Source organism: Clostridium sp. AF23-6LB (assembly GCF_003461085.1).
Classification (GTDB): Bacteria; Bacillota; Clostridia; order Lachnospirales; family Lachnospiraceae; genus Coprococcus; species Coprococcus ammoniilyticus.
Genome location: NZ_QTWK01000001.1, coordinates 300513 through 314995, shown reverse-complemented (window position 1 = coordinate 314995; position 14483 = coordinate 300513). Strand labels below are relative to the sequence as shown.

At 42.7% G+C, this 14483-nt stretch carries 15 protein-coding genes; 14 read left to right on the top strand and 1 reads right to left on the bottom strand.

What is annotated here, in order from left to right; genetic code table 11:
* Positions 1–5: 5 nt before the first annotated feature.
* From DWY07_RS01375 to DWY07_RS13145, 14 genes are all read left to right on the top strand, one after another.
* Positions 6–830, top strand: a complete 825-nt coding sequence (locus tag DWY07_RS01375; RefSeq protein WP_117822003.1) for a Wzz/FepE/Etk N-terminal domain-containing protein — start codon at positions 6–8, stop codon at positions 828–830.
* Positions 827–1546: a CpsD/CapB family tyrosine-protein kinase gene (locus DWY07_RS01370; protein ID WP_021944103.1), complete on the top strand. Its 720-nt coding sequence runs from the start codon at positions 827–829 to the stop codon at positions 1544–1546. Before DWY07_RS01375 ends, DWY07_RS01370 begins: the two co-directional genes overlap by 4 nt.
* A 193-nt stretch (positions 1547–1739) precedes the next feature.
* Positions 1740–2354, top strand: coding sequence for a hypothetical protein (locus DWY07_RS01365; RefSeq protein ID WP_021944104.1), 615 nt, complete (start codon positions 1740–1742; stop codon positions 2352–2354).
* A gap of 135 nt (positions 2355–2489) precedes the next feature.
* Positions 2490–3293: a hypothetical protein gene (locus DWY07_RS01360; protein ID WP_226800973.1), complete on the top strand. Its 804-nt coding sequence runs from the start codon at positions 2490–2492 to the stop codon at positions 3291–3293.
* A gap of 50 nt (positions 3294–3343) precedes the next feature.
* A complete protein-coding gene (locus DWY07_RS01355) occupies positions 3344–3604 on the top strand; it encodes a PqqD family protein (protein ID WP_117807299.1) in 261 nt (86 codons plus the stop codon).
* Between the two features lie 27 nt (positions 3605–3631).
* Complete coding sequence (locus DWY07_RS01350) at positions 3632–4102, top strand: hypothetical protein (protein ID WP_117822002.1); 471 nt, start codon at positions 3632–3634, stop codon at positions 4100–4102.
* Positions 4099–5823, top strand: a complete 1725-nt coding sequence (locus DWY07_RS01345; RefSeq protein WP_117822001.1) for an ABC transporter ATP-binding protein — start codon at positions 4099–4101, stop codon at positions 5821–5823. The genes DWY07_RS01350 and DWY07_RS01345 overlap by 4 nt, the downstream gene beginning before the upstream one ends.
* 13 nt (positions 5824–5836) lie before the next feature.
* Positions 5837–7030, top strand: a complete 1194-nt coding sequence (locus DWY07_RS01340) for a nucleotidyltransferase family protein (RefSeq protein ID WP_117822000.1) — start codon at positions 5837–5839, stop codon at positions 7028–7030.
* Positions 7031–7114: 84 nt separating this feature from the next.
* Entirely contained in the window at positions 7115–7930 is an 816-nt protein-coding gene (locus tag DWY07_RS01335; protein WP_117821999.1) for an HAD family hydrolase, read from the top strand.
* Between the two features lie 20 nt (positions 7931–7950).
* Positions 7951–10299 (top strand): ferrous iron transport protein B, encoded by a 2349-nt coding sequence (gene feoB, locus DWY07_RS01330; protein WP_117821998.1) that lies wholly within the window; start codon positions 7951–7953, stop codon positions 10297–10299.
* Between the two features lie 185 nt (positions 10300–10484).
* Complete coding sequence (gene pckA, locus DWY07_RS01325) at positions 10485–12089, top strand: phosphoenolpyruvate carboxykinase (ATP) (RefSeq protein WP_008401912.1); 1605 nt, start codon at positions 10485–10487, stop codon at positions 12087–12089.
* 191 nt (positions 12090–12280) lie between these two features.
* Positions 12281–13042, top strand: a complete 762-nt coding sequence (locus DWY07_RS01320) for a YoaK family protein (RefSeq protein ID WP_021944112.1) — start codon at positions 12281–12283, stop codon at positions 13040–13042.
* A 145-nt stretch (positions 13043–13187) separates the two neighbouring features.
* Positions 13188–13607: a hypothetical protein gene (locus tag DWY07_RS01315; RefSeq protein WP_021944113.1), complete on the top strand. Its 420-nt coding sequence runs from the start codon at positions 13188–13190 to the stop codon at positions 13605–13607.
* A gap of 36 nt (positions 13608–13643) precedes the next feature.
* Positions 13644–13790 (top strand): hypothetical protein, encoded by a 147-nt coding sequence (locus tag DWY07_RS13145; RefSeq protein WP_008401909.1) that lies wholly within the window; start codon positions 13644–13646, stop codon positions 13788–13790.
* Positions 13791–14270: 480 nt separating this feature from the next.
* Here the strand turns inward: DWY07_RS13145 and DWY07_RS13500 are convergent, their stop codons facing one another.
* A complete protein-coding gene (locus tag DWY07_RS13500) occupies positions 14271–14399 on the bottom strand; it encodes a hypothetical protein (protein WP_021944114.1) in 129 nt (42 codons plus the stop codon).
* Positions 14400–14483: the final 84 nt, after the last annotated feature.

Genomic DNA, 14483 nt, shown 5'->3' with positions numbered 1-14483 from the left:
AGAACATGAGCGCAGAAAATAAAAAAGTACCGATGTCGGACAATGGAAAAGAAGAAAAGATCAATAAGGTGACGATGGTGACCGTTGATGATGACGATAAAGAGATAGATCTGGTCGATCTGGGATATGCACTGATGGATAAGTTACATTTTATCATACTTGCATTTTTGCTTGGTGCAGTCTTGTTAAATGCATATGCATATTTTATGATCAAACCGACGTACCAGTCGACCGCAAAACTGTATGTCGTATCTGCATCGGAGGATTCCGTTGTAAATCTGTCCGATCTGAATATTGGTATGTCGCTGACAAAGGATTATGAGGAACTGATGCTCAGTTATCCGGTACTGGATCAGGTAATCTCCAAACTGAATCTGTCAATGGATTCGGCAGAGCTTGCACAGATGATCGTACTTGAGAATCCGGCGGATACAAGAGTACTGAAGATAACAGTTACAAGCACAGATCCGGAGCAGGCAAAAGACATAGCAAACACACTGGCTGAGATTGCGGTAGAATATCTTCCGGATACAATGAGTACCAATGCACCGAATATTGCTCAGGTTGCAAGAATACCGGATCAGAAGGCAGGACCAAGTTATCTGAAATATACACTGATCGGAGCATTGGCGGGCGCATTTATTTACTGTCTGATCCTGATCATACGATATCTCCTGGATGATACGATCCATACAGCATCCGATATGGAAAAATACTTTGGAATTGTTCCGCTTACTTCAATTCCAGACAGTGAGTCACTGGAACAGAATGAGGACGGCGCTGAATATGGAGAAACAAAATCTGGATTGAAAGGGAGACGAAGCAAATGAAAAAGATAAATATTGATTTTAAAGAAATGCCGTATGCTGTCGAAGAAGCAATGAACAGGCTTCGTATAAATATCAAGTTTTGTGGGAAAAATACAAAGAAGTTGTTGATCACAAGTAGTCTGCCAAATGAAGGCAAAAGTACCATTTCCATGAATCTGTGGAAGATGATGGCAGAAGCCGGATTTCCGACTGTATTTCTTGATGTGGATTTGAGAAAATCAGTGATCAAGAGCAGACATAATATCCAGACAGAAGGCGAGATCAAGGATCTGGGCTATTATCTGTCCGGGCAGGCAGAATATGAGGATGTTGTATATGAAACAAATATCCCAAATGGTTATATCGTGCCATGTTGCAATCTGTTAGAGAATCCATCTGCATTATTGGAGGATGATCGTTTTGCAGAACTGCTTAATAAACTGGCAGAGCAGTATAGATATGTGATCATAGATTCGCCGCCACTTGGCAGTGTCGCAGATGCTGCACAGGTTGCTTCCTTATGTGATGGTGCAGTACTTGTTGTCCGTAGTGGTGAAACGTCCAGGAACGTGATAAAACAATCCATGCAGCAGTTGGAACAGGTTCGCTGTAAACTGCTGGGTGTGATCCTGAACCGGGTAGAAGTGTCCGGACGTGCATACAAGAGTTATTATGGAAAATATAAATCCTATGGCTATGGATACGGCTATGGAAAAGACCAGAAAAGTGGAAAATAGAACAGATCCAGATAGATAGCGGATCCGTTCAACAGGATCTGGCAGATGGATTCAGGTTGGATGATTCGGCCGATACGTGGCAGACGGCTGTTTTATCATAGATGTTCTGGTTAAAGTGGTGAGAGAACTTCAGTTTTCAAAATGATCAGAACGATTTTTATCCGAAAATGTGCTAGGAAGGAGAAAACTCAATATGAAGAATTTAAAGAAGCTGATTGCTATTATCATGGTTATCGCTCTTATGATTCCATGTACAGCAATGGCTGCAACAGAGTCAGTTACTTCACAGGAGTTAACAAAGAAGAACACAACAATTACATGTTCTACACTTACTTATACAGGTAAGAAACAGACTCCTAAGACGATCAAGGTTCAGTATAAAACCAAGAGCGGCAAGAAAGTAACATTAAAGGCCGGTACAGACTATACTGTTAAAGTTACAAGCGGCAAAAATGCTGGTACTTACTCAGTAAAGATCACTGGTAAGGGCAAGTATGCCGGAAAAGTGTCATCTTCATACACAATTAAGAAGGCAACTCAGAAGAAGCTGACAGTTAAAAACGGTTATAAGACCAAGAAAGCTTCAACATTTAAGAAGAAAGCTAAATCTTATACATTCAAGGTTTCTGGTGTAAAGGATAAGGCTAAAGTAACTTATCAGAGAAGCTCAAAGAAGATTGTTGTAAAGAAAGGCAAGATCACTCTGGCTAAGGGTATCAAGAAAGGTACTTACAGAGTAACTGTTAAGGTTGCTGCAACAAAGAACTACAAAGCAACAACAAAGACAATCAAGATCAAAGTTAAATAATATTTAACACAATACATTAAATTGCTATAGCATTGAAGGCACCCTGGCCACGAGGGTGTCTTTTTTCTTATTGCACGTCATCCTTACTGTGTGGTAAACTAAGGCAGGATTTTAAATGATGGTGGTATATGGAACATGAAGAATGAAAAGATGGGATTTGGGAATGAAAAATTTATATTCTGGATCCGGCTTGCAGATGTAACGATAAAGATCTATGCGAATTACAGAAGTACAAGAGAATATTGTCGGGACTACCTGACAACGGGACCGGAGGCATTTTCGGTGATGATCACACAGAGGGATATCGCAGCGGAACGGGATTGGTCGGAGAAGCAGGAACAGGTCGGTGGAAGGAAAGGACCGGGAAGATCGTGGTTTGGATACTACAGTGATGCATATCTGGAAACGCTGGCGTTATACCGGAAGATCGCAGATCAGATGATCGCATACAATACCTTGTTATTTCATGGTTCGGTGATAGCGGTGGATGGAGAAGCGTATCTGTTCACGGCGAAGAGTGGAACCGGAAAATCTACGCATACCAAGCTGTGGCGCAAATATTTTGGAAATCGTGCTGTGATGGTAAATGACGATAAGCCATTGTTGAAAGTAACCGGCAAAGGCGTGCTGGCATGCGGAACCCCATGGGCGGGCAAGGATCATCTGCAGAACAACATCATGGTTCCATTAAAGGCAGTATGTATTCTGGAACGGGATACGGTCAATCATATCGAACAGATCAGGAAGCGGGATGCATGGAAGATGATATTACAGCAGAGTTATCGTTCAGATCAGCCGGCGGTATTATCATCGACAATCCGTCTGGCGGAGCAGATCATGGATAAAACAAAGCTGTACCGGCTGGGCTGCAATATGTCCATGCAGGCAGTGGAGACTTCCTACAATGGAATGAATACAGATATAGATTATGCAGATTAAAAACATATAAAACAACAAAACGAAAATATACAGAAATAATGGAGCGGTAAATGAAATTAAAAGATGAATTTATTACATATGAAACAGATGGAGAACAGATCATGGTAGCTGCCGGAACCGACAGCTTTTCCGGTCTGGTCAGAAGCAATGAGACAGCGGGCTTTATCGTAGAATGTCTGAAAAAAACTGTGACAGAGGATGATATCGTTCATGCAATGACAGATGCATATGATGCACCGGAGGCTGTTGTCCGCAGGGATGTGAAGGGAATATTGAAGAAGCTGGATTCCATTGGTGCGATCGAATATTGAGAAGCCGGAACAGCAAAAAGAGAGAAAATGAAAACGGAGAAACAGGGATATGATAGCTGTTCTACTTATGAGGAACAGTTAAACAAATATGGAACTATTATATATACCAATGTAGGACGCAGTATGATGCCTCTCCTTCGGGAACATCGTGATATTATGATCATAAAGGCCAGACCGGAAGGACGGCTTAAAAAGTATGATGCGGTGCTTTATAAAAGGGGAGATCATTATATCCTGCACAGGATACTTTCTGTAAGAAATGATGGTTATGTGATCTGTGGGGATCACAATTACAGGAGAGAATATGATATTACAGATCCGGATATTATCGGAGTGCTTACCGGGGTGATACGGGATGGAAAAGAGATTCCGGTTACGGATAAGCGATACAGATGGTATGTGCATATATGGTGTGATCTTTTTTATATCCGGGCAGGTATTTTATTTGTAAAGGCAAGAGCTGCTCGGCTGCGCAGGAAAATGGGTAAGAGCAGATGAAGAAACAAAGCAGGATGATGCAGGGTGAACAGAACAGGAAAACATTTGTATGGATGTGGCAGGGTATAGCAGGAAAGCGGTATTATATCGTTTTCCTGCTTATAATATCTGTCCTTCTTGGTATGTCCGGCGGCCTGCTCGCATTACTGCTCCGGAATCTGATCGATCATGCGGTGGAAGGAGAACGTTCCGGTTTTGTGGCAGCGGGAACAGGACTTGTACTGCTTGTGATCCTGCAGATCACGTTCCGGGCGGTTGACCGTTATCTGGAAGAAAAAACACGGTCAACTTATGAAAATATCTGGAAGAAACGATTGTTTTCGGAACTTATGGGAAGAAGTTACCGCGAAGTCACACAGATCCATTCCGGAGAATGGATGAACCGCCTGACTTCAGATACTGTGATCGTGGCGGATGGACTGGCGCAGATCGTTCCCGGTGTATGCGGGATGCTGACACGGATCCTGATCGCGGTTGTTCTGCTGATCGGTATTATGCCGGAACTTGCTTATGTATTGATACCGGGAGGTCTTCTGCTTGTCTTTCTGACCTGGATATTCCGGCGGGTGTTGAAACGTCTGCATAAAAAAGTGCAGGAGGCAGATGGCAGATTACGGATTTTTTTATCGGAACGGTTATCCGGTCTGGTGATCCTTCACACATTCGTAAAAGAACAGGAAACGGCAGATGAAGCAGACCGGTATATGAATGCACATCAGGGCAGCCGGATGAAGAAAAACAGATTTTCCAATATCTGTAATATCGGGTTCGGTGCAGCAATGAATGGAGCTTATATTCTGGGAGCCATATATTGTGGGTATGGAATATTGAAAGGACAGGTTTCCTATGGAACCTTTATAGCAGTGCTTCAGCTTGTCGCACAGATCCAGACACCGTTTGCGAATCTGTCTGGGTATTTCCCAAAATATTTTGCCTGCCTTGCCAGTGCAGAACGGCTGATGCAGGCAGAAACCTTTGAACCGGACAGAACGGGATCAGAGATACTCCCTTCCGATTTCCGGGAACAGTTTATGGCTCTTGAGATTGTGAATGGCTCCTTTGCCTATCGGAGAGATACGGATCTGCTGGGTGTTCAGGCACAGACAGATACAGACTACTGTGAAAGAAAGGTTCTGGAGCATTTTAATATGCATATTGCAAGAGGAGAATTCCTGGCACTGACCGGACCATCCGGGTGTGGAAAGAGTACAGTGCTTAAAATATTAATGAGTCTGTATGCACTGGATTCCGGGGATTGTAACGTAATATTTGGCGGTGAAAGGCATAAGATGCATGCAGGCTTCCGGTCTTTGTTTGCTTATGTACCGCAGGGAAATCATCTGATGAGTGGAACAATAAAGGAAGCGGTGGCATTTGGTGAGCATGTCGACACGGAGAAACTGACACAGGCACTCAAAGCTGCCTGCGCAGAATTTGTTTATCAGCTTCCGGAACAGATGGAAACTCCACTTGGAGAACAGGGACATGGATTATCGGAGGGACAGATCCAGCGTCTGGCAGTTGCAAGGGCGGTTTATTCCGGACACCCGGTTCTGATCCTTGATGAAGCGACAAGTGCACTGGATGAACAGACAGAGAAACGGCTGCTTTCCAATCTCCGTGCAATGACAGATCGGACTGTCCTGATCGTTACCCACCGGCCGGCAGCTTTGCAGGTGTGTGACCGTACGATAGCAATGATGACGGACAGGGAAGAATGAGGAATGAGATAATATGATTCAGTATAACATCAGGACACTTGGAAAAAATGAATGGGATTTTCTGGAGTTAGTGGCGTGTGGACTTCATATGAAACCGGTATCAACGGAACGGTTGCATCAGATGGATCTGCAGGCTGTCTGGAAGTGGAGCAAATATCATATGTTAGGCGCTCTGGTTTATGACGCCATTGAACCTGCGTTAAAGGTGGACCAGACATTTGCGGCAGAGTATCCGCAGCTTCTTGCGGCATGGCGGGAGAAAAGGGATAAGGCGTTGCGTAAGAATATGCTGTTAGATGCTGCAAGAAAGCAGTTATTTAGATATATGGAAGCCGAAGGTATCTGGTATATGCCATTAAAGGGGAGCATCATAAAGGATCTGTATAAGACGCCCGGAATGAGGGAAATGTCAGATAATGATATCTTGTTTGATCCTGTATACAGTCAGAAGATCCGGTCGTATATGGAAGAACACGGATATCAGACGGAAGCTTATGGCGTTGGAGCACATGATACTTATCTGAAAGAACCGGTCTATAATTTCGAGATGCACCGGGTATTGTTTTCAGAGAAGCCGGGAGCAGAATGGAATCAATATTATCAGGATGTGAAGGACAGACTGATAAAAGATGAAAGCAATTCCTTTGGTTATCATTTTGAAGAAAATGATCTGTATATTTATGTGATCGCCCATGCTTATAAGCATCATAAAGGTTCAGGAACCGGAATACGGACACTTACAGATTGCTATATTCTGAATGAAGCATATGTCGATCATTTTGATTATGAATACATCGGGCAGGAGTTAGCTGTATTTGGAGCAGCGGAATTTGAGCAGACGCTGCGGAGTCTTGCACATAAGATATTTGCATCGGAGGATATGGGGCAAAAGAACCGGCTTACAGAACAGGAGCGGGAGCTTCTTGCCGAACTGATGTATTCTGGCACATACGGAACGGTCGCCGGCATGGTGGAACGGGCGCTGAAAGAACTTCAGGCAGATGGAGACACAATCACAACCGGAACAAAATGGCGGTATATGTGGCGGAGACTTTTCCCGGATATGGGATTTTATAAAGAGAATGTACCGATGGTATACCGTCATAAGATTCTGTTGCCGTTTTATACTGTTTTCCGTTGGGTGCGTGGATTGATAAAGAACCGAAAAAAGATTACGGAAGAGATTAAAGCAATAAGAAAAAAATAAACACAAAACAAATATAAATGAAAGAGAATAACAGTATCGGAATGAAACAGATCTGAATATAAAAACAGAAAGGCAGACATGGATATGAGTAAATACAAGTTGATTGCTTTTGATATGGATGGAACCTTATTAAATTCCGAAAAGCGGATATCAGAGCAGACACTGGAAGCTGTGAACCGCGCATTTGATGCAGGAAAGGAAGTGATCCTTTCGACCGGAAGATGTGTGGCAGAGCTTCGGGAATATTTTAAGCGGATACCGGGACTGCGTTATGTTGTCTGCTCCAGCGGCGCGATTCTGTATGATGTGAAAGAGGAGAAGATCCTGTATTCGAATGCAATCTCTATTGAACTGGCAGAAAAGATTCTGGCAGAAAGTAAAAAAGAAGATCTAATGGTGCATCTGCTTGCAATCGAATCCATAGTGCAGAAAAAGGACATACCCCAGATGGAACGCTTTGGGATGGGCGTCTATCGGCCAATGTATGAGAAGGTTACAACACAGGTCGATGATATCTATGAATATTATAAGGAACATCCATTTGAGGTCCCGAAGCTGAACCTGTATCATGCGACAGCAGAAGGCAGAGAGAGAACCAGAAAGAGACTTGCCGGACTGAATCTTGTTCTTGCGGATGCGGAGAAGACCGCTTTGGAATGTTCGGCGGCAGGAGTTACCAAAGGAACCGGGCTGCTCCGGCTGTGTGAGCACCTGGGTATTGAATCTGAAGAGACGATTGCGGTCGGTGATGCAGATAACGATCTGAATATATTGGAAACTGCAGGATTAGCGATTGCGGTCGGAAATGCAAATGAACATGTAAAAGCAGTTGCTGCGGTTGTTGTCAATGACTGCGACCATGATGGATGTGCAGAAGCAATTGATAAATATTTATTATAAAGAGTTAAGAGGCGATACAAATGACAATCAAAGATTTGAAAGAGGGACAGTCCGCAACTATCTGTACAGTTGGCGGTGATGGAGCACTGAGACAGCATTTCCTTGACATGGGCGTGATACCCGGTATTGAGGTTAAACTGATCAAATATGCACCAATGGGCGATCCTCTTGAAATCCGTATTCATGATTATGAACTGACGCTCCGACTGGCGGATGCTGAGCAGATCGAGGTATCAGATAAAAAATCAGATGAAGACGAACATAGGAAAGATAACAAAAAGGATAAAGCTTTAGTAGAACATCCGGGACTTGGTGAAGGCGGAAAATATCATGTGAAAGCAGATGAACATCCGCTGCCGAAGGATGAGATCCTGACCTTTGCTCTGGTTGGTAACCAGAACTGCGGCAAGACGACATTATTTAACCAGTTGACAGGCTCGAATCAGCATGTAGGTAATTTCCCCGGAGTAACGGTTGATCGGAAAGAGGGAATGATCAAAGGATATCCGGACACAAGAGTAACCGACCTTCCGGGTGTATATTCTCTTTCACCGTACAGCAGCGAAGAAATTGTAACCAGACAGTTTGTATTCGATGAAAAACCAAAGGGCATAATCAATATCGTGGATGCGACCAATATTGAGAGAAATCTCTATCTGACGATGCAACTGATGGAGCTTGATATACCGATGGTGTTGGCACTGAATATGATGGATGAAGTTCGTGAGAACGGAGGATCAATCCGTATTAACCAGCTGGAAAGTATGCTTGGAATTCCGGTTATTCCAATCTCTGCGATCAAGAATCAGGGTGTAGATGAATTGATCGAACATGCAGTTCATGTCGCCAGATATCAGGAGAGACCGGGCAGACAGGATTTCTGTGATCCGGAAGATCATGGTGGTTCGGTGCACCGGTGCTTGCATGGAATCATGCATCTGATCGAAGACCATGCAGAGAATGCGGGAATCCCGGTTCGTTTTGCTGCGGCGAAGGTGGCAGAAGGGGATGCAGAGATGGAAAAATCTCTGCATCTTGAACAGAATGAGACAGAGATGATAGAACACATTGTAAGCCAGATGGAAGAAGAACGTGGAATTGATCGTGCAGCAGCAATTGCAGACATGCGGTTCGATTTTATACAGCGGATCTGCAGACAAACGGTTGTCAAACCGGCAGAGAGTAAGGAACGTATCAGAAGCCGGAGGATCGATGCGGTTCTTACGGGAAAGTATACCGCCATACCGACCTTTATATTGATCATGGGAGCGGTCTTCTTTCTGACCTTTAATGTGATTGGAGCGGTACTTCAGAATCTGCTGGGGAAAGGGATTGATTATCTGACAGCGCAGATGGATCAGCTTCTGACTGCATGGTCGGTGAACACGGTGCTTCATTCACTTGTAATCGATGGTATCTTTAAGGGGGTTGGAAGTGTGCTGAGTTTTCTTCCGATCATAGTGGTGCTGTTTTTATTTCTTTCGTTATTGGAAGACAGTGGATATATGGCTCGTGTTGCTTTCGTCATGGACAAACCACTCAGAAAGATTGGGTTATCCGGAAGAAGTATTGTGCCGATGCTGGTTGGCTTCGGCTGTACGGTTCCCGGCATTATGGCGAGCCGTACCCTTCCGTCGGAGCGTGATCGTAAGATGACGATCCTGTTGACCCCGTTTATGAGCTGTTCTGCAAAGCTTCCGATCTATGCATTCTTTGCAACAGCGTTTTTCCCAAAGTATAAAGCACTTGTTATGGTCGGGTTGTATGTTGTGGGAATACTGATAGGAATCCTTGTGGCGCTTATTATCAGAAAGACATTATTCAAGGGTGAGGCAGTTCCGTTTGTTATGGAGCTTCCAAACTACAGAATGCCGGCATTGAAAAATGTATTGCAGTTATTATGGGAAAAGGCAAAGGATTTCTTACAGCGGGCATTTACGGTTATCTTTGTGGCAACGATCGTGATCTGGTTCTTACAGAGCTTTGATCTGCACTTTAACCTGACGGCAGATTCACAGAACAGTATCCTTGCAGTTGTCGCAGGATTGATCGCACCGGTATTTGCACCGCTTGGTTTCGGAGACTGGCGGATATCGACGGCACTGATATCCGGATTTATGGCCAAGGAGAGTGTAGTATCAACATTGTCTGTGCTGACCGGAAGCATGGATGTTATCCATAAGATCCTGACACCGGCATCCGCTCTGTCATTGTTGATATTCTGTCTGCTGTATACTCCATGTGTAGCAGCCGTTTCTTCCGTAAAACGGGAACTTGGAAGCAAATGGGCACTGGTAGTTGTGGTCGGACAGTGTGTTGTTGCATGGATCATGGCGGCACTTGTCTATGCAATCTGTCTGTGTTTCTAAAACAAATATAAATTATAAAATACAGGCGTGATGATTATAAAAAAATTGTAAAAAAGTCATATCCGGTAAAGATTTTCTTTACTTTTTGATTAGGGATGGCTATAATACAAATTGGCTGTGGAAGTTGGTAGTACAAACTAACCTCCATAGAATAATACTTAGAAAGAAAAGAGGATTTGTGTACAATGAAAAATATTGATTTAAGCAAGTATGGCATTACCGGAACTACAGAGATCGTTTACAACCCTTCATATGAAACACTTTTCGAGGAAGAGACTAAATCTACTCTTGAAGGATATGAAAAAGGACAGGAAACAGAGCTTGGCGCTGTTAATGTAATGACAGGTATTTATACAGGACGTTCACCTAAAGATAAGTATATTGTTGTTGATGAGAATTCAAAGGGCACTGTATGGTGGACAACAGATGGTTACAAGAACGACAATCATCCAATGACAGAAGAGACATGGGCATCCGTTAAGGATATTGCAAAGAAGGAACTTTCAAATAAGAAATTATTTGTAGTTGATGCTTTCTGTGGAGCAAACGCTGATACTCGTATGGCTATCCGTTTTATCGTAGAAGTAGCTTGGCAGGCACATTTCGTAACAAATATGTTCATCAAGCCAACTGCTGAAGAACTTGAGAACTTCGAGCCAGATTTCGTTGTTTACAACGCATCAAAGGCTAAAGTAGAAAACTATAAAGAACTTGGTCTTAACTCAGAGACATGTGTAGCATTCAACATCACAAGCCATGAGCAGGTTATCATCAATACATGGTACGGCGGAGAGATGAAGAAGGGTATGTTCTCAATGATGAACTACTACCTTCCACTTAAGGGAATGGCAGCTATGCACTGTTCAGCAAACACAGATATGAACGGTGAGAACACAGCTATCTTCTTCGGCCTTTCAGGAACAGGTAAGACAACACTTTCAACAGATCCTAAGCGTCTCCTGATCGGTGATGATGAGCACGGCTGGGATGACAACGGCGTATTCAACTTCGAAGGTGGCTGCTACGCAAAGGTTATCGACCTTGATAAGGATTCAGAGCCAGATATCTATAATGCGATCAGAAGAGATGCTCTTCTTGAGAACGTAACAGTAGATGCAAATGGTAAGATCGACTTCACAGATAAGAGCGTTACAGAGAATACTCGTGTATCTTATCCAATTGATCATATTAAGAACATCGTTCGTCCTATTTCATCAGCTCCTGCAGCAAAGAATGTTATCTTCCTTTCAGCAGATGCATTCGGAGTACTTCCTCCGGTATCTATTCTGACACCAGAGCAGACACAGTACTACTTCCTGTCAGGCTTCACAGCTAAGCTTGCCGGTACAGAGCGTGGAATCACAGAGCCGACACCTACATTCTCAGCATGTTTCGGACAGGCATTCCTTGAGTTACATCCTACAAAGTATGCTGAAGAGCTTGTTAAGAAGATGGAGAAGAGCGGAGCTAAGGCTTATCTTGTAAATACAGGATGGAACGGAACAGGCAAGCGTATCTCAATCAAGGATACAAGAGGTATCATCGATGCTATCCTTAGCGGTGCTATCCTTTCAGCTCCTACAAAGAAGATCCCTTACTTCAACTTTGAAGTACCTACAGAGCTTCCGGGTGTTGATCCGGCAATCCTTGATCCTCGTGACACTTATGCAGATGCTTCTGCATGGGAGACAAAGGCATTAGATCTTGCTGACAGATTCATCAAGAACTTTGCTAAGTACGAGAGCAACGAAGCCGGTAAGGCATTAGTTGCAGCAGGTCCTCAGAAATAATATCTGAATGATCAGAATACAATATATGTTCGTGAGATACACCTGAGACACTATAACGTCAGGATATACTTCGGACAAAGAAGAACCGGGTGTGGGTTTCACATCCGGTTTTTCTTTGTAGCAGAGCATATCGTTCTTGCTAACTATATTGTGTCTGATATTATTTGAAGAAGAACGGAGAGTTGATTGAGATGAAAGTTAGGCAGAACAGACAGGCAGAACGGCAGATGTCGGAAGCATTTATTACCAGTGTGTTTCTGGCGTTATCCGGTGGATTTCAGGATGCTTATACATATTTTACAAGAGATGAAGTGTTTTCAAATGCGCAGACAGGAAATGTAGTGCTGATGAGTCAGCATTTTATGATGGGTGAATGGCAGGCAGGACTTCGTTATCTGTATCCATTGTTTGCATTTGCATTTGGGGTGTTCTTTGCAGAACAGGTACAGGGACGGTTCAAATACGCAAAGAAGCTTCATTGGAGACAATCCATTTTATTGATGGAGATTTTAATTTTGTTTTTTGTTGGATTTTTAACAGAAGGATGGAACATGCTGGCAACGGTATTGGTATCTTTTTCCTGTGCAATGCAGGTTCAGACATTCCGGAAAGTCAACGGACATTCTTATGCGAGTACGATGTGTATCGGAAATCTCAGAAGTGGTACAGCAGCCTTATCTGTATATTTAAGAGAAAAGAAGCCGGAGCAGTTAGAAATGTCACTATATTATTTCGGTGTGATCCTGTTCTTTGCGGTCGGAGCCGGAATCGGAGGTGTTTTGTCGGTACATCTGGGCTTCCATGCTATCTGGGTATCCAGCGGATTGCTTCTTATCAGTTTCCTTCTGATGTTTAAGGATCGTCTTGAAAAAGATGTGCATGAGCTGGAGGGTGATCTGGAAGAAGATATTCAGAAACTTGGAACACAGCTCCGCGAAGAAATTAAGAAATAGATAAGAATAAAATAAAGAATATTCATTTTGTTATATTTATGAGATAATGAACGCAGAATTATTCGTTCTCAAGTGTGTTGATTATGTGGCATGCAGTAAGTATAGGATATGCAGAAAGAAATCTACAGAAAGTGAGGTGGCAACTATGCTTCAACAACAGAAGAAACAAATATGTGTGATATATTGTATCATATTGATATTAGCTGCCACCGTTTTTGGCATAGGTGATATAGAAAGTTCCAGAATGGAGCGGGGGCTTGAACAGAATAAATCTGTGCTTCGTGAAGTCCGGACGACATCAATTAATGAAATAGGGATACTTCCGACAGGAAGCGTTCTTCGTACAGTGTTTGAAACGCAGAGCCTGAAATCGTTTCAATCGGAGAAAACAGTTGATCTGTGGATCCTGGTTTTACCGTTTCTGTTTACCTTATCCGGGTTCGTTTGTGATACCAGAAAATGGTGGGTGAAGATCGGCACACTGGTGCATGCATCTCAATGGTATCGAAGGCTTGAGTATATACATAAAAAGGACGGAAAGAAACTCCTGACTTCTTACATTTGAAAACTGAATATGTAAGAAGAAAAGGAGAATAATAAAATGGGTATGGATATATTTGCTATTGTTTTTGGCGTTGTTGCAATCGGTCTCGGAGGATTCTTTTTCATTAATGAGACATTTATTAAAAAAGAATCGGATAGCGATAAGATATCTGCAGATGCAGAGAAGAACAGCAGAGAATCATAAGCAGTATACTATTATATGGGATATTATAAGAAACAATAGCTGAGACAAAAAGCTGTCGGAATTGGTCATTTATTAACCGGTTTTGCCTGATATAATGCAGGTGAAAAGGGAGATATATGATGGATTCCGGCAGCTTTTTTCACGTATGCGGTTATTTGCCGTAATTAACGCATTCCTGATATAAAATACTGGATTTTCTGTTTACAATATGTTAAAATATTCATTACATATACTTAAAAATCGACAAAAATCAGGATGGGAGATAAAGTATAGATTCGTCTGTTCAGAATGAACGATATATAAAGAAGAAAGTAAGGGATAAAATGGCAGGAACGATAGATATAAAGCCGGCGACCAAGCTGCGGTTGGCACTGGATGTGCCGGCAGGAAAACAACCGGTATTCAATATGATAAGCACACGTTGGCATTTTCAACGATTCGATATGGTGTTACTGATTTTGCCGGATTTATACAAATCTGTCATGGCGTTCCATGTATCGCAATTCCACTTTCGGAAATCCCTTTGCCAACGCTGATTTCATTTCCATATCTGATGCATGGAATTGATACTCTATTTTTCAGTTCAAATGTGTCTGATAATTTATTCATTTGACGATCCTTCTTGTCTTTGATAATTAAATGATAGTCCTTGGAGTTCACTCTGTGTCAAGCTTTTTTCAGAGATTAAAAAAA

What these genes read in the sequence shown, in the direction of transcription:
- DWY07_RS01375 (WP_117822003.1), top strand. Translation starts at nt 6, where the DNA reads ATGAGCGCAGAAAATAAAAAAGTACCGATGTCGGACAATGGAAAAGAA.
- DWY07_RS01370 (WP_021944103.1), top strand. Translation starts at nt 827, where the DNA reads ATGAAAAAGATAAATATTGATTTTAAAGAAATGCCGTATGCTGTCGAA.
- DWY07_RS01365 (WP_021944104.1), top strand. Translation starts at nt 1,740, where the DNA reads ATGAAGAATTTAAAGAAGCTGATTGCTATTATCATGGTTATCGCTCTT.
- DWY07_RS01360 (WP_226800973.1), top strand. Translation starts at nt 2,490, where the DNA reads ATGAAGAATGAAAAGATGGGATTTGGGAATGAAAAATTTATATTCTGG.
- DWY07_RS01355 (WP_117807299.1), top strand. Translation starts at nt 3,344, where the DNA reads ATGAAATTAAAAGATGAATTTATTACATATGAAACAGATGGAGAACAG.
- DWY07_RS01350 (WP_117822002.1), top strand. Translation starts at nt 3,632, where the DNA reads ATGAAAACGGAGAAACAGGGATATGATAGCTGTTCTACTTATGAGGAA.
- DWY07_RS01345 (WP_117822001.1), top strand. Translation starts at nt 4,099, where the DNA reads ATGAAGAAACAAAGCAGGATGATGCAGGGTGAACAGAACAGGAAAACA.
- DWY07_RS01340 (WP_117822000.1), top strand. Translation starts at nt 5,837, where the DNA reads ATGATTCAGTATAACATCAGGACACTTGGAAAAAATGAATGGGATTTT.
- DWY07_RS01335 (WP_117821999.1), top strand. Translation starts at nt 7,115, where the DNA reads ATGAGTAAATACAAGTTGATTGCTTTTGATATGGATGGAACCTTATTA.
- feoB (WP_117821998.1), top strand. Translation starts at nt 7,951, where the DNA reads ATGACAATCAAAGATTTGAAAGAGGGACAGTCCGCAACTATCTGTACA.
- pckA (WP_008401912.1), top strand. Translation starts at nt 10,485, where the DNA reads ATGAAAAATATTGATTTAAGCAAGTATGGCATTACCGGAACTACAGAG.
- DWY07_RS01320 (WP_021944112.1), top strand. Translation starts at nt 12,281, where the DNA reads ATGAAAGTTAGGCAGAACAGACAGGCAGAACGGCAGATGTCGGAAGCA.
- DWY07_RS01315 (WP_021944113.1), top strand. Translation starts at nt 13,188, where the DNA reads ATGCTTCAACAACAGAAGAAACAAATATGTGTGATATATTGTATCATA.
- DWY07_RS13145 (WP_008401909.1), top strand. Translation starts at nt 13,644, where the DNA reads ATGGGTATGGATATATTTGCTATTGTTTTTGGCGTTGTTGCAATCGGT.
- DWY07_RS13500 (WP_021944114.1), bottom strand. Translation starts at nt 14,399, where the DNA reads ATGAATAAATTATCAGACACATTTGAACTGAAAAATAGAGTATCAATT.